The organism is Gemmata sp. SH-PL17, from assembly GCF_001610855.1.
Taxonomy (GTDB): domain Bacteria; phylum Planctomycetota; class Planctomycetia; order Gemmatales; family Gemmataceae; genus Gemmata; species Gemmata massiliana.
Genome location: NZ_CP011271.1, coordinates 8,938,843 through 8,964,025 on the forward strand (window position 1 = coordinate 8,938,843; position 25,183 = coordinate 8,964,025).

The 25,183-nt window shown below is 63.6% G+C and carries 18 protein-coding genes; 8 read left to right on the forward strand and 10 right to left on the reverse strand.

Annotation, left to right across the window (positions count from 1 at the left end; translation table 11 throughout):
- The first annotated feature begins 1,024 nt into the window (after positions 1–1,024).
- Positions 1,025–1,471, forward strand: coding sequence for a hypothetical protein (locus VT84_RS37465; RefSeq protein ID WP_082843147.1), 447 nt, complete (start codon positions 1,025–1,027; stop codon positions 1,469–1,471).
- Positions 1,472–1,560: 89 nt separating this feature from the next.
- On the forward strand, positions 1,561–2,523 hold the full coding sequence (locus tag VT84_RS37470; protein ID WP_082843148.1) for a TIGR01777 family oxidoreductase: 963 nt from the start codon (positions 1,561–1,563) through the stop codon (positions 2,521–2,523).
- Between the two features lie 58 nt (positions 2,524–2,581).
- Here VT84_RS37470 and VT84_RS37475 read toward each other — a convergent pair whose 3' ends face one another.
- The 4 genes from VT84_RS37475 to VT84_RS37490 form a co-directional block, all read right to left on the reverse strand.
- A complete protein-coding gene (locus tag VT84_RS37475; RefSeq protein ID WP_082843149.1) occupies positions 2,582–2,992 on the reverse strand; it encodes a response regulator transcription factor in 411 nt (136 codons plus the stop codon).
- Positions 2,993–3,105: 113 nt separating this feature from the next.
- Entirely contained in the window at positions 3,106–9,030 is a 5,925-nt protein-coding gene (locus VT84_RS37480; RefSeq protein WP_052549498.1) for a tetratricopeptide repeat protein, read from the reverse strand.
- A gap of 114 nt (positions 9,031–9,144) precedes the next feature.
- A complete protein-coding gene (locus VT84_RS37485) occupies positions 9,145–9,573 on the reverse strand; it encodes a hypothetical protein (RefSeq protein ID WP_082843150.1) in 429 nt (142 codons plus the stop codon).
- Between the two features lie 761 nt (positions 9,574–10,334).
- On the reverse strand, positions 10,335–10,892 hold the full coding sequence (locus VT84_RS37490) for a hypothetical protein (RefSeq protein WP_052549495.1): 558 nt from the start codon (positions 10,890–10,892) through the stop codon (positions 10,335–10,337).
- Between the two features lie 525 nt (positions 10,893–11,417).
- Between VT84_RS37490 and VT84_RS37495 the strand changes: the two genes are divergently transcribed.
- Entirely contained in the window at positions 11,418–12,218 is an 801-nt protein-coding gene (locus VT84_RS37495; RefSeq protein ID WP_082843151.1) for an SDR family NAD(P)-dependent oxidoreductase, read from the forward strand.
- A 330-nt stretch (positions 12,219–12,548) separates the two neighbouring features.
- On the opposite strand, the gene VT84_RS37500 is transcribed toward VT84_RS37495, so the two are convergent.
- On the reverse strand, positions 12,549–13,181 hold the full coding sequence (locus VT84_RS37500; protein ID WP_082843152.1) for an ATP-binding cassette domain-containing protein: 633 nt from the start codon (positions 13,179–13,181) through the stop codon (positions 12,549–12,551).
- Positions 13,182–13,317: 136 nt separating this feature from the next.
- Here VT84_RS37500 and VT84_RS37505 point away from each other — a divergent pair, with 136 nt between their 5' ends.
- Positions 13,318–14,469 carry an AAA family ATPase gene (locus VT84_RS37505; protein ID WP_082843153.1) on the forward strand — a complete coding sequence of 384 codons (1,152 nt, stop codon included), beginning with the start codon at positions 13,318–13,320 and terminating at the stop codon, positions 14,467–14,469.
- A 124-nt stretch (positions 14,470–14,593) separates the two neighbouring features.
- On the opposite strand, the gene VT84_RS37510 is transcribed toward VT84_RS37505, so the two are convergent.
- On the reverse strand, positions 14,594–14,866 hold the full coding sequence (locus VT84_RS37510) for a hypothetical protein (RefSeq protein WP_052549486.1): 273 nt from the start codon (positions 14,864–14,866) through the stop codon (positions 14,594–14,596).
- Positions 14,867–15,140: 274 nt separating this feature from the next.
- On the opposite strand from VT84_RS37510, the gene VT84_RS37515 reads away from it, so the two are divergent.
- Positions 15,141–15,752: an RNA polymerase sigma factor gene (locus VT84_RS37515; RefSeq protein WP_052549485.1), complete on the forward strand. Its 612-nt coding sequence runs from the start codon at positions 15,141–15,143 to the stop codon at positions 15,750–15,752.
- Between the two features lie 100 nt (positions 15,753–15,852).
- A complete protein-coding gene (locus tag VT84_RS37520) occupies positions 15,853–18,192 on the forward strand; it encodes a WD40 repeat domain-containing serine/threonine protein kinase (protein ID WP_082843154.1) in 2,340 nt (779 codons plus the stop codon).
- A 72-nt stretch (positions 18,193–18,264) separates the two neighbouring features.
- Here the strand turns inward: VT84_RS37520 and VT84_RS37525 are convergent, their stop codons facing one another.
- Entirely contained in the window at positions 18,265–18,678 is a 414-nt protein-coding gene (locus tag VT84_RS37525) for a hypothetical protein (protein WP_052549482.1), read from the reverse strand.
- Between the two features lie 92 nt (positions 18,679–18,770).
- On the reverse strand, positions 18,771–18,911 hold the full coding sequence (locus VT84_RS41585) for a hypothetical protein (protein ID WP_239465606.1): 141 nt from the start codon (positions 18,909–18,911) through the stop codon (positions 18,771–18,773).
- An 18-nt stretch (positions 18,912–18,929) separates the two neighbouring features.
- On the opposite strand from VT84_RS41585, the gene VT84_RS37530 reads away from it, so the two are divergent.
- Positions 18,930–19,832 (forward strand): cytochrome P450 family protein, encoded by a 903-nt coding sequence (locus tag VT84_RS37530; protein WP_052549480.1) that lies wholly within the window; start codon positions 18,930–18,932, stop codon positions 19,830–19,832.
- Positions 19,833–20,462: 630 nt separating this feature from the next.
- On the opposite strand, the gene VT84_RS37535 is transcribed toward VT84_RS37530, so the two are convergent.
- The gene (locus VT84_RS37535) at positions 20,463–21,032 is read right to left on the reverse strand and encodes a 3-isopropylmalate dehydratase (RefSeq protein WP_052549478.1); all 570 of its coding nucleotides are present in this window, start codon (positions 21,030–21,032) and stop codon (positions 20,463–20,465) included.
- Between the two features lie 330 nt (positions 21,033–21,362).
- Between VT84_RS37535 and VT84_RS37540 the strand changes: the two genes are divergently transcribed.
- Positions 21,363–23,363 (forward strand): sigma-54-dependent Fis family transcriptional regulator, encoded by a 2,001-nt coding sequence (locus VT84_RS37540; protein WP_052549477.1) that lies wholly within the window; start codon positions 21,363–21,365, stop codon positions 23,361–23,363.
- Positions 23,364–23,461: 98 nt separating this feature from the next.
- Here the strand turns inward: VT84_RS37540 and VT84_RS37545 are convergent, their stop codons facing one another.
- Positions 23,462–25,012, reverse strand: coding sequence for a type II secretion system protein (locus VT84_RS37545; protein ID WP_082843156.1), 1,551 nt, complete (start codon positions 25,010–25,012; stop codon positions 23,462–23,464).
- Between the last annotated feature and the right edge of the window lie 171 nt (positions 25,013–25,183).

A 25,183-nucleotide genomic window follows, 5' to 3' on the forward strand; every position in this document is an offset into this window, starting at 1 on the left:
ATTTCGGGAACGCGCTAGCGCGCAATTGGATCGATCACAGTTGTAATCAATTACTAGTGTCGGCGAGAATTATCGCAGACAGTCGGTGATATACCGTCAGGAATCGCAATCGTTGGTTCGAGATACGGACTATACGGGGACTTGAGTCATAGTGCAAGGAATTGCCGCGGACGGGGACGCACGAAACTCACAATCGCTCCAGTTTCGCTCCAGACGAATCGGTTGTTCGGATTCTGCGGTGCCTGTGAAGTGAAAACGAAACCGCCCGCGTCGGGGGTGGGCGAACGGGCGCCCGACGCGGGCGGGGTTCCGAGGGCGACCCGGAACGGAATATCGATGATGTTGGGATTGTTCACATGAAACCCGGTCGTGGGCGCGACCGGGTTATCTTTGGGCGAGGGCGACACACTTTTGGGCGATCGGGCGACTACAGGCGGGCGAACTCGGGCGAACCGTGGGCGAAAACTTTGGGCGATAATGGGCGAACCGTGGGCGACTTCGGACAGCGGGCGAACCAGTGCTGGGCGAAAGTTGGGCGATTCTTTTTGGGCGATCCTGGGCGACGCATCAGCTAAAAGCACGACCCGTACCACTGACGAAAATAAATACTAAATTGGTTACAAGTTGAATTGGGGTTACAGTTTGTGTTTTTGATCCGAGATGGTGAGGTGGAATTAGCCTCGGCAAACGCCGTCGTGGAATCCGACACGAGCGGACGAGGCGCCCGACTTTCCGCCGCATCGAAGTTGACCCGTCGGGAAACTCGGAGTAAAGATAACTACAGACCGGCCGCGAATTTTGAACTGAATGGGCGACAGTTCAGGATCTCGCGGCCGGTTCTTTTATTTCACTGCCAGCCACTTCCACACATCGACTGCCCACAACCAATCGCACAGTTCTTCTGCAACCAGACTCACCGATTCGGTTCCGCACAACGAGTCAGTTCTACCGCGATTCGGCACTTTCGAGACACCCCACGGGGGTACAATCCAAAACATTCCACATCCCGTTCCCGAGGTGAACCGTGTCTACCCCCGTACCCGATCTGCCGCCGATCAAGGAGTACAAATCGCAGCAGTACGAGTTCAATGACGAACACAACCGCGAAATCTCCGCGCTGGCGGACGCCATGCGGGTCACGTCCGGTCTCATGCTGTTGGTGGGGCTCGCGTTCGTGGTGCTGGCCGCACTGACGATCACACACACTGCGAACTCGGGCGGTAACTACGGCCCGGCGGTCGGCCTCGGGACCGCGGCGCTCTTGTGTCTCTGCATTGGCTTCTGGACCGGCGGAGCGGCCACATCGTTTCGCAAGATCGTCGAAACGAAGAACGAAGACATCTGGCACCTGATGAACGCGCTGGGATCGTTGCGGTCGATGTACGGCTTGCTCCGCGCACTGATCTACGGCGCCCTGGTGCTCACGATGATCGGGCTGGGGCTGGTCGGTTTCGCGCTTATGGGGAAGTAACACCAGATCACTCGGCCGCGTGACTTCTGTTACCAACTCTTACCGCTCGCGGTTGATACCCCGGAGCAATTCTCTCCGGGGCACTCCCAATGAAAATCGTCCTTCCCGGTGGATCGGGACAGGTGGGCACGATCCTCGCGCGGCACTTCCACGCGACGGGGCACGAGGTCGTCGTTTTGGGTCGCAAGCCGGCTCCGACCGCGTGGCGCTCTGTGGCGTGGGACGCACAGACGCTCGGTCCGTGGGCGAACGAACTCGACGGCGCGGACGTGGTCGTCAACCTTGTTGGGCGCAGCGTGAATTGTCGCTACACGCCCGCGAACCGGCGCGAGATCATCGAATCCCGCGTGCGGTCCGTGCAGCTCCTCGGGGAAGCACTCGCACGGTCCAACCGCCCACCGCGTGTGTGGCTGCAATCCAGCACCGCCACCATCTACGCGCACCGCTTCGATGCCCCGAACGACGAAACAACCGGCATCATTGGAGGTAACGAGCCGAACGCGCCCGACACCTGGACCTTCAGCATCGATGTGGCAACTTCGTGGGAAAAGGCGCTCGACGCGGTCCACGCCCCACACACGCGGAAAATCGCGATGCGCTCGGCGATAACGCTGAGTCCGGACCGCGAGGGTGTCTTCGATGTGCTCTTGGGTCTGGTGCGCCGGTGGCTCGGTGGGCGGTCGGGCGACGGCAAACAGTTCGTGTCGTGGGTTCACGAACACGACTTCATTGCAGCGGTGGAGTTCCTCATTCAGAACGATGCGATGCACGGACCGGTGAACATCGCCGCGCCCGAACCGCTGACGAACGCGGAGTTCATGCGGGTGCTGCGCGAAGCTTGGGGCGTAAGATTCGGGCTGCCGGCTGCGAAGTGGATGGTGGAACTCGGCGCGTGGGCACTACGCACCGAGTCGGAATTGGTGCTGAAGAGCCGGCGTGTCGTACCCGGGAAGTTGTTGGAGGCGGGATTTAAGTTCCGGTTCCCGTCGTGGCGCGAAGCCGCGCGCGACCTGTGTGAGCGGTGGCGCCAAAGCGCTTCGCCCGTTCGTTAGCGCTCAAGATTCGCCAGAGCTGTCAGCGAAAGTGAGCGCTCACGAACGGGCACGAGGTTTACTCGGCCTTCTTTTCTTCTTTCTTCTCTTCCTTCGGCTTGCCCGAACCCAGCGCCTTGTTCACGGTTTCGAGCAGGCGCTCCATTGCGAACGGCTTGCGAATGTAGTCGATGACGCCGAGGTACTCGGCGTACACCTTGTGCCGGCTCCCCTCGTTGGCCGTGACCATGATGATCGGCGGGGCGTCGCCCTTGTCCTTGAAGTGTTCGAGGACCGGGTACCCGCCCATGCGCGGCATCATCATGTCCAGGATCACGAGGTCGGGCCGCGCGTTGTAGATCGCCTGCTTGCCCTGGTGCCCGTCGTGGGCCTGGATCACCTTGTAACCCTGGCGCTCGAGGACCGCGCGCATCGCGTCCACCAGTTCGCGGTCGTCGTCCACCACCAGGATCAGCTTTTGGTCGGCCATGTCCGGCCCTCTTCTTTCGGTCGCGGTTCAGCAACGTCCACAATACCAATTGCGCTGCGCGGTCACAAGCAGCGGGGCGTTTCCAGAGGCCAGTACACGGGTATCGGCCAAAGTTACTTCACCCAGGGCGCGAGGCGCTGCCAGACGGCCCAGAGCTTCGCCGTGAGCACGCCGGCCTCGCCCGCCACGCACGACACCACGCGCCGGTACGCCCGGGCCGCCCCTGCGGGCACGTCTTTCGCGGAACACGCGGCCGCGGCCACGCGCAGGGCGTCTTTGGCTTCCTTGAAGGCACCGGCTTTGCCGTCCGGCCCGGCCTGCTTCATCAGAACGACCGCTTGCGCCATTGCCAGCACCAAGCGCGTGCTGTCGGATACCAAGACAGCATCGATTTTGGCCGTGTGCGCAGTAGCTTCGGCCGTTTGGCCGCTTAGTGCCAAATCGAGCGCGAGCCACGCCCGGAAGTCCGCGAGCACGTCCTCGGGTCCACCGAGTCGCACCGCAGCACGACACACGTCGGCCGCGCGCTCGTCCTGGTCCAATAAGCGGAACGCGGTCGCCAACGGGCGCAGCATCCACGCCTCCACGTCCGGGCGGTCGCGCCAGTCGGCGAGCCACGCGGACGCCATCCCGTGGTGCCCGGCCGCGACGAGAGCGGCCCCGGTGCGCGCCCAGGCGACGTCATCAGCCTTCAGAACATCGTTGTGCTTTTGCACGATGCCCTGCACGGGCTTGCCGGCCTCGGCGAGCGCCCACAGGTACGCGAGCACGACCTCGCGCCCGGCCGCCGGGTTCTGCGCGAGCAGGTCCGGGAGCCGCTCGGAAACCGCGTCCGCGGTCCCCGCTGCAACCGCACGATCCGCCCACAGTCCGGCCACGTCCGCGTTGACGTCGGCCGTGAACGCGAGCTCCTTGAGTTCGTCGGTGAGTTTCGCGCCCCACTCCTCGCTGTCGAACGCGAGCACGGCCTCGCGGAGCGTACCGCGACTCACTTCCGGGTCAGCGGCGAGTTCGCGGAACTGGGACACCGCGAGTTCGAGCGCCCCCTGGCGGCACGCGACCTGAATCCCGCGCAGGCGCACGAGCGGCCCGCTCGCGTGCTCCTGGAGTGTGGCGAGGGTACGCGCGGCCGCCGTCACGTCACCCGCGGCGAGTTGCTCGGTAATGAGGTTCAGCCCCGCCGCTTCAAACGTCGGATCGAGGTCGAATGCCTTCTGGAAATCGGCCAGCGCCCCGCGCCGGTCCGCGACGCTGCGGCGCGCTTCACCGCGGTAAATGTACGCGAGCGGGTTGACCGGTTCGAGCTTCACGAACTGTTCGCTCGCTTCGAGGCAGTCGCGGGGCCGCCCGGTCGAATCGTACCACGCGGCGAGCTGGCGCCAGCCGAGGACGAATTGCGGGTGCTCGGACACCAGTTGCCGCATGATCGAAATGGCCTTCGCACGGTCCCCGCGGCGCGCCTCGATCCAGGCCCCGCGCCCGCGCAGTTCGACCGGCAGCGGGTCGCCCATTTCGGCCGGCTTGCACGCGGCGAGGGCCTCTTCGTACCGACCTGCGAGCGCGAGTTGCTCGGCCTTGCTGTCGTGCCCCGGCATGAACTTCGGGTACGCCTTGATGACCGCTTCGGCCGCACGGAGCCGGTCACCGGGGTCCGCTTCCTGACCCTCGGGCGAGTCGATCCAGAAGATCGGCGCCCACGGGTGGAACGGCCCGCCGCTCTGCCACGCTTCGCGCAGAACCCGGTGGGCGCGCTCGTCCCAGCCCGCGCCGCGCAGTTCGCTGAGCGCGGCCTGCATGGGGTACGCGGACGTGCCCGGCCCCTCGCAGATTTCGGTGAACGCGCGCGTCGCGGTTTCCGCGTCGTCGGTGCGGCACGCGAGCTGGATCTGCTTCACCGCGACCTCCGGCCCGCCCGCGTGCTCCTGGAGCACGGCCAGCGCGACCCGCGCCTCGCGGAACTCCTCGTCCGCCAAGTGTGCGTCGAACAGAATGGCGGCGGCCGGCGAGTACGTGGCACTGATCTTCAGCGCCTCGCGCAAGTCGCTCTTGGCCCCCTCGCGGTCGCCGGTCTGGAGTTTCGCCTCGCCGCGCATGGTCCAGCCGGTCGGGTGGTGCGGCTGGAGTCGTACCAGTTCAGCGGCGGCCTCGAGGTAGCTCTCCGGGCGCCCGGTCTCGTTGTACCAGTCGGCCAGTTGGTGCCAGCCCCACACGTAGGACGGATCAACCGCGACGAGCGCCTGCATGGGCGGGATCGCGGCGGCGTAGTTCCCGCGGCGCGCCTGCACCCACGCCTCGCGGCCCTGAAGAATGATCGGCCGGTCTTCTTTGAACTGCACCGGTTGTGCGGCTTCGAGTGCCGCCTCGAACCGGCCCATCTCCGCGAGCCGCTCGGCCTTCAGGTCGTGCGCCTCAACGTTCTTCGGCTCAAGCGCGATGGCACGATCGAGCGCGGAGAGCACCTCATCGTTGTGGCGCGGGTGTCCCAACATGCGCGCGAGCCGCAGCCACACGCGCGGGTCGCCGGCCCGGTCGCGTGCGAGCGCGCGAGCGAGTTCCGCCGGCTCGTCGGGTTCGTCCAGCCGGTCGGCCCACATTTGAACCGCGTGCCAGGCCCAATCGTAGCCCGGTTCCAGGCGCACCGCGGTCTTCGCGCGATCAAGCGCCTCGCGCGAGCGCCCCTCGTCCCAGAGCCGCTCGGCCAGGAACCCGTGGGCCAGTGCGTCGAGCGGGTTACGCACGGTCGCGCGCTCGAGCACGGCAATGGCTTCGTCGCGCTGTTCGGCATCGTCGAGGGCGTCTGCCAGTTCGCGCGCGGCCAGCGACCACCCGGGCGACACCGCGACCGCTTGCCGGAGGGCATCGAGTCGCCCCTCCGCGTTGCCCATCGCGTGGCACACTTGGGCGAGGTCGAGCCACAGTTTACCGAGGAGCGGGAACCGCTCGATCGCTTCCTGCGCGAGGGAATGGGCTTCGTCCAGGCGCCCCAACCCGGCCATCTGCTGAACAACGACGGACCAGGCGTGCCAGAGGTCCGGGCGCTCGTCGAGGATCTGTTCCAGGGTGTCGAGCAGACGAGTGTGATCGTCCGCGTCGCCGCCGCTCTGAAACACGTGGTGCGAGGTGCCAACGAACGCCATCAGCCCCTCGCCCGTATGCGGTTGCCGGCGCAACTCGCCTTCCAAGAACTCCAGCGCCTCGCGCTTTTCCCGGCGCCCGCGGCTGAGCTGTACGAGTTCCGCGATCAGCGGTTCCTGGTCGATGTTGCGCCGCAACCCGTCGCGAATCGCGGCGAGCGCGTCGGCGGTGCGGTCCGCGCGCTTGTAAACCTGCGCGAGTACCGAGAAGTACCAGACGTGGTTGGGTTCGAGTTCGCCCGCACGGGTGACGTCGCTCAGGGCTTCGTCGGTTTGCTTGCGGTCGGCGAGCACGAGCGCGCGCTGGCGAAGCGCCCAGGCGTCGTTCGGGTACTCGGTGAGGATGTCCCGCAGCGCGCTATCGACGTCCCCCTCCGCGTCGCCCGAGAGGAACTCGACCCGAAGCTTGAGGAGCGGGTAGTGGTGCGGGTACCGCTGACACGTCTGCGCAAGGTGCGTGCGGGCCGCCGCGCGCCCGTCGGTGTCGGCGAGCAGGGCCGCGAGCGTGCGGTGCGAGTCCAACACGAGCGGTTCGAGCTTGACCGCTTCGAGGTAGTGGGCGCCGGCGGTCGCGACGTCGGGCTTGGTCCGTGCGACCCGAACCGCGGCCTTGTGCCACGCGACGGGCTGAACGAGCGCTTTCGCGGCCGTGAGATCGGTTTCGGCCTCCGTGAACCGATCCGCAGAGGCGTGGCACTCCGCACGGAACAGGAGCAACTCACCGAGCGCTTGGCCCGCTTCGGTTTTCTTTCGGTCCTCGCTCTTCTGCTCTTTGTCTTCGGCCTTCGCTGCCTTTGCTTCGGCTTCCTGCAACTTGCGAATCGCCTGATCCAACGCCGCGGCAGCCTGTTGCGGTTCGTCGCGATCCATGAGCGCCTGGAAGAGCGCCCGCGTCGCCGCGGGCACCGGGATTGCGGCGCGGCCCGCGCGCTGCTGAAACAGCCGAAGTGCCTCCGGCACCTGCTCCGTGGCACGGGCCGCGCGGAAGTAAGCGTCCGCGAACTGATCCTCGCGCTCTTCGAGGGTACACGCGAACCGATACAGTTCCGCGGCCTCGTCGAACTCGCGCTCTTCCCACAACTGCGTCGCGAGCAGGTAATACCCCGCGGCGGCCGTCGGGCGGTCCTGTACCGACCGGCGCAGGAGGCGCGTCGCGTCGGCCTGCCGGTTCGGGTACGGCAGAATCGCCTGCGCGAACGTCTGCTGCACCATCGGCTCGGCATTGAAGCGAGAACTCTCGGCTTCGAGCAGCGCCTCGCGCTCCGGAACCCGGTTTAGCTCGCGCAGCACGCTCGCCTTCGAGAGCACCCACGTTGATTCGTGCGGGTATTTTGCCAGGAGTGCGTCGTAAATTTCGAGCAGGCGCAGCGGGTGCGCGTCGTACCGCGCGAGCGCGAGCTCGCCGTAGGTGGTGAACTTGCTGTCGGTGAACCGGTCCCGCATGACACGCAGGGCGTTCTCGGCCGCGCTTCGGTCATGCGCGATCAGCGGCTTTTGTACTTGGTACAGAGCCTCGCGTTCGTCCGCGTCGGTCAGCGGGAGGTCGTCGAGTTTGCTCGCTTCCGATTGCGGCACGATCACGAGGCCGCGCGGACCGAACGGCGCGAACCGCTTCACGAGCGAACCAACCGGGGCATCAACCGGTCGGCGATCCGAACCGTCGACCACGGAAACCGATCCGCGCACGGGATCGGCACTGATACACAACCGCGGTTGCGAAAATCCCGCCTCAACCAGCGTGACGATAAACGGCACGCGGCGCTCGATCAGCGCGACAGCAGCATCGAGCGAGAGCGTGAACTCGCGCGCGACCCAACCGGCCTCTTCCGCGCGCCGGCGCTCTTGCGCGTCCGGCAACCCGTCGGCCGGAGGAGGGCTCTCGTTCATCCCCGGGAGCGGGTGCTGCCAAAACCGCGACAGCAGTTCGTACACGTTCGGCACGGCGGGTGCGGGCGGGAAATCGAGTTTGATCGCCATCCGCGAAGAATCGGGAACGGCGCTCGCGCCTTCTTTAACAGGGGCGCCCGCCAGCGTTTCCAGCCGTTCCGCAAACTGGTCGTAGAACTCGTCCTTCACCTCGCGGGCGAAACGTGCCGCCGTTGCAGGCTCACCGAGGAAGTACGCGGAGTCCGCCCGGCGCGCGGCCAGCCACTTCGAGACGTCCAGTTCCATCAGCGGCGACAGTTCCGCGTAGCGGTCGAGCGTGCGCCGGGCATCGGTGTAGTGGCCGAGGTCAGTCTGAAGTGCCGCAAGTTGCGCGGCCACCAGCCCACTTTCGAGGTTCCGGTCCGCTTCGGTCAGGAAATCGAGTGCCTCGCGCTCCCGGCCTTGTCGCAGAAGCAGGTGCGCAACGGACTGAACACCGGGTCGGAACCACGGTTGCAGTTCCAGCGACCGGCGCGCGGCGGCCATCGCGTCGTCGAGACGATCGGCGAATTCGTACACGCTCGATCGCTCGATGCACGGCCACGGCCGGTCCGGGGTGATCGTTTCGGCGCGGTTCAACAAGCGCTCGGCGCGGTCGAAGTCGCGCAACCGGGCCACAATGAACGCACTGAGGGCCAGCCAGTCCGCGTGCAACTCGGGCGGCGCGTCGGACCAGTCCGGGTGGTTCCGCATGAACCGCCACGTGGACAGCGGGCCGAACCGCTCCATGCGGTAGCGGGCGTGGTAGTAGATCGCTTCGGGGTACGCGGGCGTAGCGCGGAACGCGGCGAGGTGCATCCGGCGCCCGAGCTTCGGCGCCGCGAGTTGGATCGCGAGGCGCCCGCCGATCAGTCGCGCGGTCGTACCGGACCACTCCCGCAACGGACCGAGCGCGGTCGCCGCGTCGTGCGCCTGGCGGTAGCGGCCTTGCGTGTACAGTTCGCGAACGCGGGTCAGTTCGGCGGGTGCGATTTCCATGCAGCGAGTCCGGAAGGATGGAGCCAGAGTAAACCGCGGCGCGACCGAAGGGTAAGAAAAAACGGGGCGCACTGTTACCAGCGCCGCCGCCTCACCCGTTCGATCCCGGTTCGGTCACCCGTTCTCCGTCGAGGAGGCATCGGCGAGCGGCGTGAGCTGGTTCACAATGTTGCCCATTTGGGCCAGCTTCGTGCCGTAGCGATCGAGGAATTCGGCGAGTACGAATTCGTCGGTCAGCACCTCTGCGTCCTCGGTGAGTTTGTCAGTTACTTCGCGAACGAGTCCCAGGTACGCGCGTTCGATCGCCGGGAGTACCTGCTTGCACGTGCCGCCGATGCCGGGGAACTCTCCGGTCCATCGGGCGAGAAGCGCGCGCCAGCGGCTCAAAGGGTCGTGGGCGGCACTCTGAGCTTTGAGCAGCGTTACCTGTTCCTGTTGCAGAGCGACCAGTTGGCGCAACAGGTCGACAACGTCGGTCGACGCGGGAGCCGTCTGCGCCGGGCCGGTCAACAGTGGCGGCAGCACGTAGACGGGGGCACTCATAGGTGCGCTCGCGGAGGTAACGGGTACACTGTCGTGATTATACGGAGTCTACCAAACGCGAAAGGTCGGTGTTCCGTGTCCGATCGCGAACGTGCGGCGCGCGACGGCGTGTAAAAACGAGCAAGCCTCCCGGTTGGGGGAACCGGGAGGCTGACTCGGGGGGATGGAGGCAAACCGAATGCAGAGGCGGCGGTATATTTGGGGGACCACTCGGCCTCGTGTCGCGGTTCTGGGGGAGAACCGTTTTCGACGAAATAAACGAAAGCACGACCCGTGCCAAATCAGACGCCACCACAATCAATTTCGCGCAAACTATTACCCAATAAGGACAAACAGCCAACTACACTGCAAGACCATTTACGAACGCGGTTCGGTCATCTTTAGCGCACTTGCAATTTCTCGCGGTCGCGTTGCAACTCTTACCGGTAATGATTACTCGGTCGGCAAAGCTGACCGCTTCATTAGGAGGTCCGCAACGGACATCGCAAGCCCCATCACAAGTGAAAACGGACCGACCCGGTGAAGCGACCGCGCGGCTCAAAGCCGCCGTCGTTCCACCGGGCCAGTGTCGGTTCCATACGGCAATCGCAAACGAACAGCGACCGCAAGAGAGCGAGGGCCAGCGGCTCCAATAGGCCGCGACGCCAGGAGCCGTCGCGCCCCCACTCCCTTGCGATCGCGGCCCGCTCATGAAGCGCGAACCGGAATCAGTATCGCAAGTGTCTGCGTATTCTTAATCGATCGGTTCTGTTAATTTTTGCTTACGGGGCGAACGCGAACCGCCATTCGGGAACGTAGGGCGGCATCACGCCGGCCAGGAACGCCTCCTCGCCGATGAACTCGCGAAGCTTCTTCAGTGCGGCCCGGCGCACCGTCACGTAGTAGAAGTCGCACTGCGCGTCGCGGATCGCGTCCCAGTACTGGTAAAGCCGATCGGTCTCTTGAATCGTCTGCGTGAACAGGTCGGTGCGGTCCAACTCCCACACCTCGCGCTCTTCGAGGTTCTTGCGGAACGCGCGGTTGAACTTGATTAACTCGTTCACGGTGCGGCGGTCCGGCAGGCGCTGGCAGTCCATGAGTTTCGGTGCGTCGTTCAGTTCCACGTACCGCTTCCGCAACAGGTTCAGGTCCGTCTCGAAGTCCTCACGAGCGGCCAACAGGTACCGTTCCTCGCGCGGGTCCATGATTTCCCAGCGGACGGCGGTCTTGTGGATCGCTTCGCGGACCGCGGGCCACCGCTCCGGTGCCGGCACTTGCTCGGGCGTGCCGACCGGAGCGGCGAGTAATATTGCGGCCAGAACCAGGTCAGAAGGGGACATAGGCGCACCGTCTTAGTTGGAACGCGCGCACGGAGGGCGTTGCCGCGTGTGCGGTTAGGTGAAAGGAACCCGTGTAACGACACCTGAGAGTGTCGGGTCGGGGAGGTGCTGGCGGCCGACGTGGAAAGGGTCCGCTCCGTTATTCACGGCGCGGCAAGTCGGCCCGGGGCCTCGGCGATCCGGCTACTCACCGCGAAATGCGTCCCCAATACTTCGCGCCTGGTGTGACGCGGGCGGGTCGGCTGTGGCTTTCGCGGCGTAGTGACCTGCCTATAAGCAAGTCACCAGAATTATACAATACTTTTTCCGAACTAGGGGTTGCCGCTGCGTCAGGCACTTCCTAAATTGCAGCGGCTCACACCTGAATAATCGAACGCTGGGACCGCAAAGTTGCTTTAATTTGCCGCTCCCCTTGCAACTTGAACGCCCAATTCGCCCGTGCCTTGCACATTTTTCTGGCGACCCCATTTTATTCCGCGCGATCCATAAACTTCCCGCAACAAACCACGTGTCGAGGGAACCGCGATGGCGGGAGCATTCGCAGGGAAGGTGGCGCTCGTAACCGGAGCGTCGAGCGGTATCGGTTGGGAACTGGCGAAGCAACTCGCGGGAGAAGGGGCCGCGGTCGGTGTCGTCGCCCGTCGAGTGGAACCGCTGAACGAACTCGTATCGCAAATCACCGCCGCGAAAGGACGCGCGCTGGCAGTGCCCGCAGACGTGGGCCAGCGCGAACAGATCGAAGCGGCGTTCGCCCGCGTGCGCGCGGAACTCGGTCCCATCGACCTCGTCGTCGCGAACGCGGGCGTCGGGCGCCCGACGCTCCTCGACCCGGTGAACATGGGCGACGTAGAGGATACGTTTCGCATCAACCTGATGGGCGTGATCTACACGCTCTCCGCAGCGCTCCCAGAAATGCTGGCGCGCAAGAGCGGGCACCTCGTCGCGGTGTCCAGCTTGGCCTCGTACCGCGGGCTGCCGGCCGAGTCCGCGTACTGCGCGAGCAAAGCCGCCGTGAACATCTACATGGACGGGCTGCGGATGCACCTGCGCGGCACCGGCGTGCGGACCACGACTATCTGCCCGGGCTTCATCAAGACCCCGATGACCGCGACGAACAAGTTCCACATGCCGCAATTAATGGAAGCCGACTACGCGGCGCGAAAGATGATCCAGGCAATTCGGGCTGGCAAGAAGGTGTACAACTTCCCTCGTGGGCTGCACTTCCTCATCAAACTGAGCCGCTGGTTGCCCGATAGCGTGATGACCCGGGTCATGGGCGACTACGACAGCGAAGCCAAACAAGCCGTCGCGGACCGGCAAAAATAGCAATCCGATCGCGGCCCTATCACGTCTTCTTGGGGTGCGGGCGATCGCTCGCGCGCCCCCTCTTGTTAAGGTACGAACCATGCGAAGTGCGATTCTGGCGGCACTGTTTCTGGCGGCACTGTTTCTGGCGGCCGAAGAGAAATCGATGGTGAAGGAGATCCCCACCAAAGATCTCGGCTCATAAGGCGGTAGAGGTGGAGGCTGGTCGCAACTCGTTGCCCGACAGCATCCTCTGCTAAACCTCCACCTCTACCGCCTCATGAGCCAATGATGTTTTGCTGTTTTCACCGGCCGGCTCATGCCGGCCGTTCGCCAAGAACGGGTTGCCCCTCACTTCACGGCCCCATCCTTTAAGTGAAACACCACGTCCGCAAGGCGCTCGGCTTCTGTGCGGTTGTGCGTGACGTGGAGCACCGTCACTTCGCGCGTGTCTCGCACGCGAGCCAGCACCGAAACGAGGTGGTCGCGGGTGTCGTCGTCGAGGGCCGCGAGCGGTTCATCGAGTAGCAGCACCGGCGGTCGACTCGCGAGTGCCCGCCCGAGTGCCACGCGCTGCTTTTCGCCGCCGCTCAGGAAGTATGGAGAACGGTCGAGTAGGTGCGCGACTTCGAGCCACTCTGCGAGTTCGCTCACTCGCTTCGCGATGTCGGCCGAAACGTTTCCGCGGACCGCGAGTGCGAACCCGATGTTGTCGCGCACCGTCATCGTCGAAAAGAGCACACCGTCTTGGGGAACGTAACCGACGTGTCGCGCGGCCGGGCGCAGATGTGTTACTTCGCGATTCGCGAGGACAATCGTGCCGGCTTGCGTCTTTCGTAGACCCGCGATCGATTCGAGGATCGTGGTTTTACCGCCCCCGCTCTTGCCCATCAGTACCGCGTACTGACTTTGTGGGACCGTGAGCGTCACGTCCGTCAGCACGAACGTGCCCTGTCGAATGGATAGGTTCCGAATGTCGATCACGTGGCTGTTGTAGGGCCGGTCGCGCCTACCGTCTGAGCTTCCATCGCACTCGGCTTGTTTTTCCCGAAGAGAGCGAACCTTCGCGCCGCGCGGGGGCTCTACTCATCTTCCCGGTGAGTTCGAGCGAGGTTCTGTCATGGCTGAGGTGTGGCAAATTCCCGGTTGCCCGGAGCCACCCAATTGGACGGTGGACGTAGCGGCGCTGCGCGAACTGTACCCGTGGCTCGAACCGCTCGGTGAATGCCCACAAGACCCGATCTTCCACGCGGAAGGCGACGTTCTTACGCACTTGGGCATGGTGCTCACGGAACTCGCCGCGCTGCCGGCATTTCGCGCACTGCCGGAGCAGGACCGCCACATCGTCTTCGCCGCGACGCTGCTACACGACATCTCGAAGCCGGAATGCACACGCATCGAAGAGGACGGTCGCGTGCGCTCACCCGGGCACGCGGTGAAGGGCGTGTACAAGGCGCGCCGAATCCTTACGGACGATGAAGCGTTTGCGCCACACGGCACACCGTTCGAGATCCGCGAGCAAATTCTCGCGCTCGTGCGCTGGCACGGATTGCCCGGGAACTATCTCGACAAACCCGATCCGCAGCGCGCGGTGATCCTTACGAGTCTGACGACGCGGATGGATCTGCTCACGATTCTTGCAGAAGCTGACCACCGCGGGCGCATTGTGAAGAAGCCCGACGACACGATGACGCGGATCGAGCTGTTCCGCGACTTCTGTGATGAGTGCGAATCGTGGAGCGGCCCGCGTGCGTTCGCCAACAATGCCTCGCGGGTCCACTACTTCCGCACGCCGAGTGAGCACCCGACACTTCACCTGTTTGATGACTCGAAGTGTGAAGTGACGGTCCTCAGCGGTTTACCCGGGAGCGGAAAGGACACTTGGGTGAGCGAACGTGCGGGCGGGCGCGAAATCATCTCGCTCGACGATATTCGCCGCGAACTCGATGTCGAACCGGGCGACGACCAGAGCGCTGTTGTCGCGGCGGCGTATGATCGGGCCAAAGCGCTGTTGCGTCGTGGTGAGCCGTTCGTGTGGAATGCGACAAACGTGTCACGCATTCTGCGCGGGAAGGTGATCGACCTGAGTGCCGCGTACAAGGCGCGGATTCGTGTGGTGTACCTGGAGCCACCGATCCCGCTCATCCGTTCCCGCAACACCGGGCGCACGAAGCGCGTGCCGGAGCGTGTTTGGGAACGCCTGTTCGACAAACTGGATGTGCCGACGCTGGCGGAGTGCCACGAAGTCGAATATCTGGTGGGCACAAAATAACAACCGTGTCGCGAGCGTCTGTAGTTTTTGTTCACCAGTACGGACGCTAAGGTGCAATTGCTACGACTTCGATGCAACAAAGTAGTTGAAGACGACGCCCCTAAATCGAAGTGTTCGCTCTCGCTCAGGAATTGATTTTCCTTGGCGCGAGCGAGACGGTTTGAGTGGTACTGTTCGCGTGGAATTCGCCCTTCGCGCCCGGAATGAATTCTTTCTTTGTTCCCCGATCGGTCCCGTGCGTAAAATCCCTGACCTCCACCCTCTCCACCAGGTCCGCGGCTTCGCCCGCAATCCGTTTGAAGCTACAGAGCCGAAGCCCCCATACGCACCTGTCGAACGATGCAACGTCTTTTGGACCGAACATCACGCTGGTGAGCTTCGTAGTGACGTCGCCCATGTTGCCCTCGAACGCTTAGTACCGGTAACGAAAAGCGCAATTGTGGCGCACGCGACGAAATAGCCGGAACATGGAGTTCCGCCTTTGTGACGTGAGGTATCGAAGGAAACGATACCTCGCAAAGGGGGCTTCGACGGGGACCGATGTCGCAACCGGGCACGCGGGTCGTAAAATGAGTAGCAACCGGGTCCGTAATTTCTTCCGCGCACAACCGCCCCCAGGAGCGCGTAAGTCGCCAACCGCGAACCTGTATCAATTGTTGGGAAGTCTACGCATGGCCGAGCCACCGCTCACTCGCGTCACGCTGCTCACCCGTCTCCGTGACGGGCGCGACGCCGATGCTTGGCGGGAGTTCGTGCAACTCTACGGCCCCGTCGTGTACCGGTTCGCCCGCAACCGCGGCCTCCAGGACGCCGACGCCGCCGATCTCATGCAGGACGTGCTGCGGAGCGTCGCTCGCAACGCCCACCGCATGGAGTACGACCCGAAGCGCGGCACCTTTCGCGGGTGGCTGTACACGGTCACGCGGAACAAGATTTATAACTTTTTGAGCAGCCAGCGGAACCGCCCCCGCGGGACCGGCGACGCGGACGCACAAGAGCGCCTCGACGCGACCCCGGCCCGCGAGGAAGAGGGGCCGGACGCGGACTGGGAAAAGGAGTACCAGCGCCGGCTCAGCGCCCGCGCGATGGAACTCGTTCGAGGCGAGTTCCAGCCCAACACCTGGGCCGCGTTCTGGCAGACCGCCGTGGAGGGTAAATCGGCCGCCGAGGTTGGGACCGAACTGAAGATGAGTCCCGGGGCCGTGTACGTCGCCAAGAGCCGGGTGCTCGCCCGGCTCCGCGATGAAGTGCAAAAAATAATGGTTGAAGAAGACGCGGCCTGATTCAGCGCGCCTCGTCAGCCCGGTACAATCACACGCCGGCCCCGCGGCCGGTGTTCGCCCGGCTCACCGGCTCGCGGCCGGATTCGCCCGGAAGCTATATATGCCAACCAACACCACGACTACCACCGAGTGCCCGCCGCTAAATGAGCTGGAACGGCTCATGCGCGGACGCTGCACCGATGCCCGTGCGTCGGCGCTGTGCGACCACGTCGGTGCGTGCCCCGCGTGCCAGAAGCGCCTCGACGCGCTCACCGGGTCCGGGTCGGATCTTACTGACAACCTGCGAGAAGCGGAGAAAGACACGCCGCCCAGCGATTCGTCGTACTGGCGCGCCCTGGCGAACGCGGAAGACGAATTGCGGCGCACGGCCGCATTCCCGGACAATGGACTGGGCAACACCCCCGTTCCGCAGGACGAACTGGACCTCGATTTCCTTCAACCGCCCGAAAAATCGGGGCGGCTCGGTAAGCTCGCGCAGTTCGACGTGATCCGCGTGGTCGGGCGCGGGGGGATGGGCGTCGTACTACACGCCTACGACCCGTCCCTCGACCGTGACGTTGCGATCAAGGTCATCGACCCACAACTCGCGAACAACGAGGTCGCACGCCAGCGGTTCTGCCGCGAGGCCCGGGCCGCCGCCGCCGTGACGCACGACAACCTCGTCGCGGTTCACCAGGTCAACGAGGACGAGCCGTCCGGGTTGCCGTACCTCGTGATGCAGCTCGTGAACGGCGAATCGCTGGAGCAGCGCATCCGGCGCGCCGGGAAGTTGACCGCGGGCGAAGTCGCCCGGCTCGGAATGCAGGCTGCGGCTGGGTTAGCCGCCGCACACGCCGGCGGGCTGATTCACCGCGACATCAAGCCGGCGAACATGCTGCTGGAATCGCCGGTCGATCGCGTGAAACTCACTGACTTCGGCCTCGCACGGGCTGCGGAAGACGTGAAACTCACGCGCACGGGTTTCGTGGCCGGGTCGCCGCTGTACATGGCCCCAGAACAGGCTCGCGGGGACGAAGTGGACGCCCGCGCCGACTTGTTCTCGCTCGGCACGGTGCTCTACGAGGCCGCGACCGGCACCGCGCCGTTCGATGCGAAGACGCCGCTGGCCGTGCTCCGCCGCGTGTCCGACGAAACGCAGATGCCCCTGATGCGGATCAACCGGTCGATCCCCAAGTGGCTCTCCGACGCGGTGGACAAACTGCTCCAAAAGGAGCCGGGCGACCGGTTCCAGACCGCGTCCGAAGTGGCCGAGGTGTTCGCGTCCGGGCTGGCGGAGATGCACCTGCTCTCGCCGCTGGACGTGCCGGCAGAAGTGTGCGCCGGGTCGCGGACGTCGTCCACCCGTGCCGCGCGCCAACCGATCTGCTGGAAGTCGGTCGGCTACCGCGCCAAGCCGTGGGTAGGCGGGGCGATTCTCGGTGGATTGGCCGTCGGGTTGCTCTGGGGCTTTTCGGGCAAGTCAGCGCCCGTTGTCGCGGAGCAATCACCCTCGCCCGTAGTGCCAGTTGCTTCCGTCATGCCGGTGGAATCCGGACCCGAACCGCGCGTCGTGCTTAACGGCAACGGCGGACCGGTGTGGGGCCTCACGTTCCTCGACAATGAACGGCTCGCGATGGGCCTCGAGTCCGGCGTGGTCAAAATCTGGGACTGGCAGAAGTCCACGGTGCGGAACACACTCGATCAGAAAGAGAGCAACGGCGGGAACATCTGGTCGACGTCTTTATCTCCAGACGGGAAGTACCTGATGACCGCGTCCGACGACTCGGCCGTCACGTTCTGGAACCTCCGAACGCTATCCGTTGAACTGTCGTTCCCGGAATCGGTTTCGACCAAGACGGCCGTGTTCAGCCCGGACGGGCGGCACCTCGCGACCGGGAACCGGAACTCGAAGGTCCGCATTTGGGACTGGACGGGGCAAGTTCCGCTCGTCGAACTGCGCCACCGCGGAACGGTCCACTCGCTGACATACAACCCGGACGGGTCGCGGCTCGCGAGTGCCGGGTCCGACGGTAAGGTGCGCGTGTGGGACGTGAAGGACGTCGGGGTGACGCGCGACGCGCCGATCAAGTCGCCGCTGGAACTGACCGAACACCGGGGAGCGGTCTACTCGGTCGCGTACAACCCGGACGGGTCGAAGCTCGCCAGTTCGGGTTGGGACGGGTACGTCCGGATCTGGGACGCGACCACCGGGACACAGCTCCAGTCCATCAGGGGGCACGACGGTGACGCCTGGTCGGTGGCCTTCAGCAACTGCGGGAAGTGGATCGCAAGTGCCGGGTCCGACGGGTACGTAAAGGTGTGGGAAATCGAAACGGGTAAGGAAGTATTCGCGTACCGTGGGTCGCGGCCTTTTCATGTAGTTCGGTTCGCACCGGACGGCACCACGCTCGCGGCCGGCGGGCGCGACGGCACCGTTCGGGTGTGGGATCTCAAGAAGTAAGAAGTGCAACAAACGCCCGCGGGCCAGAAGCCATCGTGCTTCTGGTCCGCGGGCGTTTGTGCTGGTCGCGATTTATTCCTTCACTTCGACCTTTGCGTCTTTCGGTACCGCGAACACGAGGGCGTGCCGTCGGAGATCATCGGTCAACCCGGTCTTCAGGGTGAATTCTGCGGTCTTACCGTCCTTGCTCATCGCCGCGGTAAGTTTGTCCTGTCCCGAACCGCTCCACGCAAACACGACGATCTTTTCCTTCTCGAAGTCGACCTGCTTTTTGATCGCGTCCCGCCCGGTGGCATCGGCGAACAAGAGCGAGTCCGCCAGTTCCTTTGCGCTTTTGATCTCGCTTGGCTTTGGTTTCCCGCCGTCCGATTGGGCTACCACGCGCACGTCCTTGAGATCAATTGCCCGAGCCACCGGTTTCGCCGACTCGTCCGCGAACGCTGCACCCACAACCAACATCAGCACCGCACACATTCCGCTTCGCATAACGCACCTTTCGGTTTGGAGAAACGACCACGCCCATCCGACGAATCGAAACTCGCAGCGGATGGGCGGGATCGGGGCGTGTTGCAATCGCGTTACTTTGTGGGCGCGACCTTCACTTCTGCATCCTTGGGGACGACGAACAAGTGCGTGTGTTGGCGAAGATCGAACGTCTTCCCGCGGGTCAGGGTGAACGTGGCCGTGCTGGTCTTGAGATCCGCGACGCGCCCGATCACACCCGGCTCCGGCGACTGGTGTCGAAGGCGTTCACCCCGCGGATGGTCGAGCAACTGCGGCCGCGCGTTCAAGTGATCGCCGACACCCTTCTGGACGCGGTCGCCGGCCGCGGCGAGATGAACGTGATCGACGAGTACGCCTTCCCGCTGCCGATTACCGTCATCGCCGAAATGCTCGGCGTCCCGGTGGCCGACCGTGACCAGTTCCGCGAGTGGTCCGACGTGATTCTCACCGCGATCCCGCCGCAACCCGCGACCCCGGCGGCGGTCGCGGCGTTGGAGGGGCTGGCGCGGTACCTTGAGGGCCGGTTCGAGGAGCGGCGACGGGCACCAGCGGAGGATCTAATCACCGGGCTGGTGCATGCGGAGGAGGCGGGGGACAAACTGAGCAAGGACGAGTTGCAGGGGATGGCATACGTACTACTTGTGGCCGGCTACGAAACCACCGCGAACCTGATCGGCAGCGGGGTACTGGCGCTGTTACAGCACCCCGACCAACTCGCCAAGCTGCGGGCTGATCCGACGCTCATGCCGTCCGCGGTCGAGGAACTGCTGCGGTTCACATCGCCGGTGAAAACGTCCACCCTTCGGTACGCGGCGGCGGACGTGAGCGTGGGCGACGTGGTCATCCCGAAGGGGGAGATGGTGCTCGTCATCATCACCGCGGCCAACCGCGATCCGGCCCGGTTCCCGTCCCCGGACGCGCTCGACATCACCCGGCCGGACAACAAGCACCTCGCGTTCGGGCACGGCGTCCACTATTGCTTGGGGGCACCGCTGGCCCGGCTGGAAGGCGAGATCGCGTTCGGGACGCTGTTGCGACGACTGCCCGATCTGCGGCTCGGGGTCGCGAGCGAAGCCTTGACGTGGCGACCCAGCTTCGGAGTTCGCGGTCTGGAGACGTTACCCGTCCGCTTCTGACCGTGTCGCCGCCGAGATGGACGGCCAGAGACCGAGCCAGCCGAAATCACTTCCGTATGCAGTGAGAGGTGTGTCGCTGATCTGGATCGTGTTGATCCAGTTAATCCTGTCCAAGATTCTTCGCCCGACCTCGCTTCACCCACGTCGGTCGTCTGACACCGGCAGTTGGCCCGGGGCGCCGGCATCCGTTGGCCGCTTTCAGATTTGGCATTGTAAGTATAATGTACGTATGTTATCTTCCTGGGTAGCTGCCATCAGGATGTGGACGGGGTATTTGGGCACTTGCGAGGGCCAACGGGTACGCGGTTACTCACTCACCAATTGCTTTCCGCGATCGTGTGCGGTGGCCCTCCCCGAGAGGTTAGCATTTGTTAGCCTCGGACGTGAATGAGCTGGGGAAATAAAGAGTTCCGCACCACAAGAGTTCGTAATTTTTGGGTGGAACGAGTGCCAGTGTTAACATTTTTTGGCTCAAATTTGCCAACTGTCGCAGTTGGATAAATAAGATTGAATAGTCAAGAAATTGTCGCTTGAAATGGCGTGACTCGAATCGCGAACGTGGTCGCCATTCGAGTCGCGGGTAATTGTGAGAGCGTCTGTAGTCAGATGGCTCGATTCAATTTGCGAGGTTCAGCTCGCCAGCATGCCCACTTTCTTCGCGTATGGGAACAGGCCACCGGCTTCGAGAATCGGGGCGACTTCGCCCAGCGGGAGCAGCGAGAACGTTTCGCCGCTCGTCTCGTTCTTGAGCGTGCCCGCGGCGATGTCGATAACGAGCTTATCACCGGTACAGATGCGGTCGATGAGCCGCTCTTTCGCTTCGAGCGGGACCAAATAGCCGCCGTTCACACTGTTTCGGTAGAAGATGCGTGCGTAGAATTCTGCGACCACCGCGACCACGCCCGCGGCGGCCAGTGCGATCGGGGCGTGCTCGCGGCTGGAGCCGCAGCCGAAGTTCTTCCCGCCGATGACGATCTTGTACGGCGAGACGAACCCGTCGCCGGTGGGCGGGTGGAACGGGACGTGGCCCTTGGGCAACCCCGCAGCGGCCTCTGGAACGCCACTGAGGGCGTACTTCCCGAACATTTTGTACTCCGCCGCGATCGACGGATTGTACGTCAGGTACTGGGCGGGGATGATCTGGTCGGTGTCGATGTTGTCGCCCAAAACGTATGCGACGCCTTCGATGTGGTTTTGCATTTCGAGCCTCAATTGGTGTGCGAGCCACAAATACGAATCGCGCTCTCTTGTCCGTGCGAATGTGTTTCTCAACGCGGCGGGCGGAACCGAAATCTGTTCCGCGATTCGTGTTTGTTCGGGGCGCGTTCTCGGGTTTATTGTGCGTATTTTGCCTTCGTTGTTCACCTTAGTTCTACGGGCGGGATACGGGAACCCCACGACGGGGCTTCCGCAAAGCAAAATGCGTGCTAAAGTTTTCCGTAGCGAACGGTTGTTCTGGGGGCCGTCGCAGCCGTCTTCTCGCCATTCTGGTGTCGTCCGACGGCGGCCCTCTGCTGGAGCGTAGTCACGATGCGCGCGCGCCTCACTCTCGAAGGTGGAGAATGCGTACCGCCGACTCTCGATCTGTCCCCGTCCGGGCAGCCGGTCACACTCGGCCGCAGCCGGGATAATACCGTCGTGCTACGCGACGAGATGGCGAGTCGGACCCACGCGAAGATCTACTTCGAGGACGGGCGCTGGCACGTTCGCGATTTCGGGCTGAACGGCACCCGCGTGGATGGGCATCGGGTGAACGGCGCGGTCGAATTGAGCGACGGGCAGCGGGTCAAGATCGGCGAAGTGGTGCTCAAATTCGTTCTCGAGCCGAAGAGCCCGCCGAAGCCGGTCAAAGACGCGCCGGCCACGATGCCGAACATCAAGACGGTGAACGAAGGGCCGCACAACGCGACAAAGGTCCACGAACTCCCGCTCGACCGGCTCCTGCCGAACGACCTCCCGCCGGACCAGACCGCCAAACAGCTCCGGGTAGATGAACTCACCGCGCTGTGCAAGTTCATGACCGGCGCGGTCGAAACCAAGACGCCGCACGATCTTATCGGGTTTGCTCTGCGCTCGATTCTGAACCAGACCGCCGCGAAACTCGCGGGGTACCTGAGCCTCGATCCGGAAGACCCCGGTCCCAAGATCGTGATGCCCGAATCGGCCGCGATCGACATCCCGCTCAGCCGCCGACTCACCGCACAGGCCCAGAAGAACGGCAAAACGATCTGGCTGTTTCCGGACCTCAGCGCGGCGCACCCGCCGACCGACTCACTATCTTCTTTCGCAGACGCAATTTGCATTCCGCTGAAGGCGTCTGGCGAGCCGTTCGCCACGTTGCACGTGTACCGCTCCGGGCGCGCGTTCGTGGAACGCGACGTGCGGTTCATTGAGGCCGTCGCCGGGTTCCTGGCTCACGGGCTGGAAATCCTGCGTACCCGGCGCACCTTGGAGGCTGAGAACTCGCGTCTGCGTACCCACACGCCCGCGGCTGACGATATCATCGGTGGCAGTAACGCTGTTATCCACTTACGCCAGCAGATTTTGCGCGCAGCGCCGCAGCCGTTTACGGTGCTCGTGCAGGGCGAGAGCGGGTCCGGGAAGGAGCTCGTCGCGTTGGCGCTACACCGCAACAGTCGCCGGGCCGAAGGGCCGCTCGTTGTGGTGAACTGTGCGGCCATCGCACCGACACTGCTCGAAGCGGAACTGTTTGGTTACAAGAAGGGTGCGTTCAGCGGCGCGGACCGTGACCACCCCGGTCTGTTCCAGCAAGCGGACGAAGGGACGTTGTTCCTCGACGAAGTGGGCGAACTTTCGCTGGAATGCCAGGCGAAATTGCTCCGCGTGATTGAGGGTAAGGCGTTCCGTCCGGTGGGTGCGACGGGCGACATCAAGGCTGACGTGCGGATCGTGGCCGCGACGCACCGCGATCTCGAAAAGGAAGTGAAAGCCGGCCGGTTCCGCCAGGACTTGATGTTCCGGCTGAAGGTGATCCCGATCCGCGTGCCTCCGCTGCGCGAGCACCCGGAAGACATCCCCGAACTGGCCGCGTTCTTCCTGGCGAAAGTGTCCAGCGAGTGCCGGCGGAAGTTCAAACTCACGGCAGCCGCGATGCGCAAGCTCCAGGCTTACCCGTGGCCCGGAAACGTGCGGCAACTGCGTGCGGCCATCGAGAGCGCCGCGGTGATGAGTGAGGGTGACACAATCGAAGCGGACGCGATCCCGCTCACCGGCACGACCGAACTGGTTGCGGCCCCAGCGGTGACTTCCGGCGCTGCGGCTCCGGACCTGCCGCCGAGCCTGGATATGAGTGAAATCGAAACGTGGGCCATTTGCCGGGCCATGAAGCAGACGAACGGGAACGTGAGCCACGCGGCCAAACTGCTGAACATCAGCCGTGATACACTCCACACCAAGCTGAAGAAGCTGGAAGAGAAGGGGATCAACCGGCACTCGCTCTTGGCCGGTAATACGGCGGTCACCCCCGCTCCGATCGCGACCCCCGAACCAGTTAGTGTGACCGAAGTGTAGTCGTCCGTTGATGATACGCAATGAATCGGGCCGTCGAGTGAAACGCACTCAACGGCCCGATTCATTTGTGTTTCTCGGCGATCAGTTGCGGTAATCGCCTATTTCTTCTTCAACTCGGGCTGCGGCATCTTGACCCGGAGGTCGTCACCGGGCGGGTCGTCGCTGTAACCGCTGCCGCCATCGTCCTTACCGTTGACGCCGACGCTATAGAACAAGTAGCCCTTCTCGCTTGGTTTGTAAGTCAGTGGCTTGTCTATGAAGACGTCATCGGGCACGTTGGCGAGGTACTTGGGTGCGAGATCGGCAAGCTTGGCTGGGTAGCGACCGTTGTCCTTGTTGTAGGCCGCCAGTGCGAACGCGATCTGGAGGTTGGTATCTACCTGACGCGAACGGTCGTGTGCCGATTGCACCTTCTCAAGGGCTGGGGAGAGCAAGCCCATCAGAACGTCTCCCAGTGCCTTCCCGACCACTTTTCCGCCGTCCTTATCGTTCAGGAGCTTCTTCATCTTCTCCGGGTCTGCCAGATCCTTTTTGGTTACCTGATACTCCTCTGCGATTTTCTTGAATTCTTTGTCACGCGCCGCGCGGTCTTTGATTTTCGTTGCCGCACTGAGGCGATCGTACCACTTGTTCATCGTTTGCATAACCGCGGTCCAGTCCATCATTTCGAGTGCCTTCTTTTCGTCCGCGATAGGAGGTGCCTCGTTCCCCACGAGTCCTGCCAGCCCACCCGCACCCCCGCGACGAATCAACTGGAGCGCATCGAGTCCCATCATGCGCTCGCTAACGCCAATTTTGTCGGTCAACGCCGTGCCGCGCGGGAGGTCGCGTAGGTCTTTTTGGCATTGCATAGCTTGTTTGGACGTGAGGTCGGCGTGCTCCAGATAGGTCACCGTTGCGTTACTGGCAATTTGACCGATGGCGATACCGACGAGTGATTCGATCAGCGTGCCGCCGCGCGTAACGAACCGGCCCAAGCGGTGGCACGCGAGCAGGTCTTGCCACGCCTCGTCGAACTTTTTTTCTTGCAACCGGAGCATGGCGCGGGCCGTGAGTGCGGACGCTAATTCGCGATACTTCTGGACGGTATGGAGTAGCGCGCCGATCAGGTTACTCGGATCGCCTTCTTTCCGGCGAGACACGAGCGGGTTGAAGTATTCCGGTCGCTTCAGGCCTTCGATAGCGAGGGCCAGAGGTTTTTGGTTGGCTTCCAGCCACTCGGCGAGCGGGGGGCAGTCTTTCGACGCCCACGGGCGCTGCGAGAAGCGACTTTGGGCATCAAAAACCGCTTCCAGTCGGTCACCAGAGATACCGAGCTTGTTGTGGACGTAGGCGTAGATGTTGACGAAGTAATCGCCCTGTTTCGGTGGAACGGGCACATCGAGCCACCGGTAGTAATCGAGTGGAATACCGTCACCACCTTCGGGTGCTGGACCAAAGGCGAGGGCGAGCAGCGCGTTGGCGTTCTTTTCCGGTGTAACTCCCTTACTCAATTCGGCATTGAGAGCGGCCTCGTAATCGATGTACCCGTGCTTGTCGAGGGGGCCGGTGACGTAGGTCGTGTCTTTGCCCAGCGGCAGTTTTGGTGCGGGTGGAGTGTCGTCTGCGGCGCAAGCAAGCAGTAGCGCGGGAAGAAGGATCGCGTTCATCTCGGCGGCACCAAAAAGAACTGAGATTTGGGGTACAGTTGTAAAGACGTCTTACTCCCGATCCCTTTCCACAAATCCTCCCTAATTTTGGCCGTCCGAGCTACTCCCAATAGGTCGCCGCAGCGCGTTGGCGGTGGTTGAGTTCGTCACTTCGGCGGAGTGAGTTTTTAC

Coding starts and splice junctions, on each gene's coding strand:
- VT84_RS37470 (WP_082843148.1), top strand. CDS start 1,561: ATGAAAATCGTCCTTCCCGGTGGATCGGGACAGGTGGGCACGATCCTC.
- VT84_RS37475 (WP_082843149.1), bottom strand. CDS start 2,992: ATGGCCGACCAAAAGCTGATCCTGGTGGTGGACGACGACCGCGAACTG.
- VT84_RS37480 (WP_052549498.1), bottom strand. CDS start 9,030: ATGGAAATCGCACCCGCCGAACTGACCCGCGTTCGCGAACTGTACACG.
- VT84_RS37485 (WP_082843150.1), bottom strand. CDS start 9,573: ATGAGTGCCCCCGTCTACGTGCTGCCGCCACTGTTGACCGGCCCGGCG.
- VT84_RS37490 (WP_052549495.1), bottom strand. CDS start 10,892: ATGTCCCCTTCTGACCTGGTTCTGGCCGCAATATTACTCGCCGCTCCG.
- VT84_RS37495 (WP_082843151.1), top strand. CDS start 11,418: ATGGCGGGAGCATTCGCAGGGAAGGTGGCGCTCGTAACCGGAGCGTCG.
- VT84_RS37505 (WP_082843153.1), top strand. CDS start 13,318: ATGGCTGAGGTGTGGCAAATTCCCGGTTGCCCGGAGCCACCCAATTGG.
- VT84_RS37510 (WP_052549486.1), bottom strand. CDS start 14,866: ATGGGCGACGTCACTACGAAGCTCACCAGCGTGATGTTCGGTCCAAAA.
- VT84_RS37515 (WP_052549485.1), top strand. CDS start 15,141: ATGGCCGAGCCACCGCTCACTCGCGTCACGCTGCTCACCCGTCTCCGT.
- VT84_RS37520 (WP_082843154.1), top strand. CDS start 15,853: ATGCCAACCAACACCACGACTACCACCGAGTGCCCGCCGCTAAATGAG.
- VT84_RS37525 (WP_052549482.1), bottom strand. CDS start 18,678: ATGCGAAGCGGAATGTGTGCGGTGCTGATGTTGGTTGTGGGTGCAGCG.
- VT84_RS37535 (WP_052549478.1), bottom strand. CDS start 21,032: ATGCAAAACCACATCGAAGGCGTCGCATACGTTTTGGGCGACAACATC.
- VT84_RS37540 (WP_052549477.1), top strand. CDS start 21,363: ATGCGCGCGCGCCTCACTCTCGAAGGTGGAGAATGCGTACCGCCGACT.
- VT84_RS37545 (WP_082843156.1), bottom strand. CDS start 25,012: ATGAACGCGATCCTTCTTCCCGCGCTACTGCTTGCTTGCGCCGCAGAC.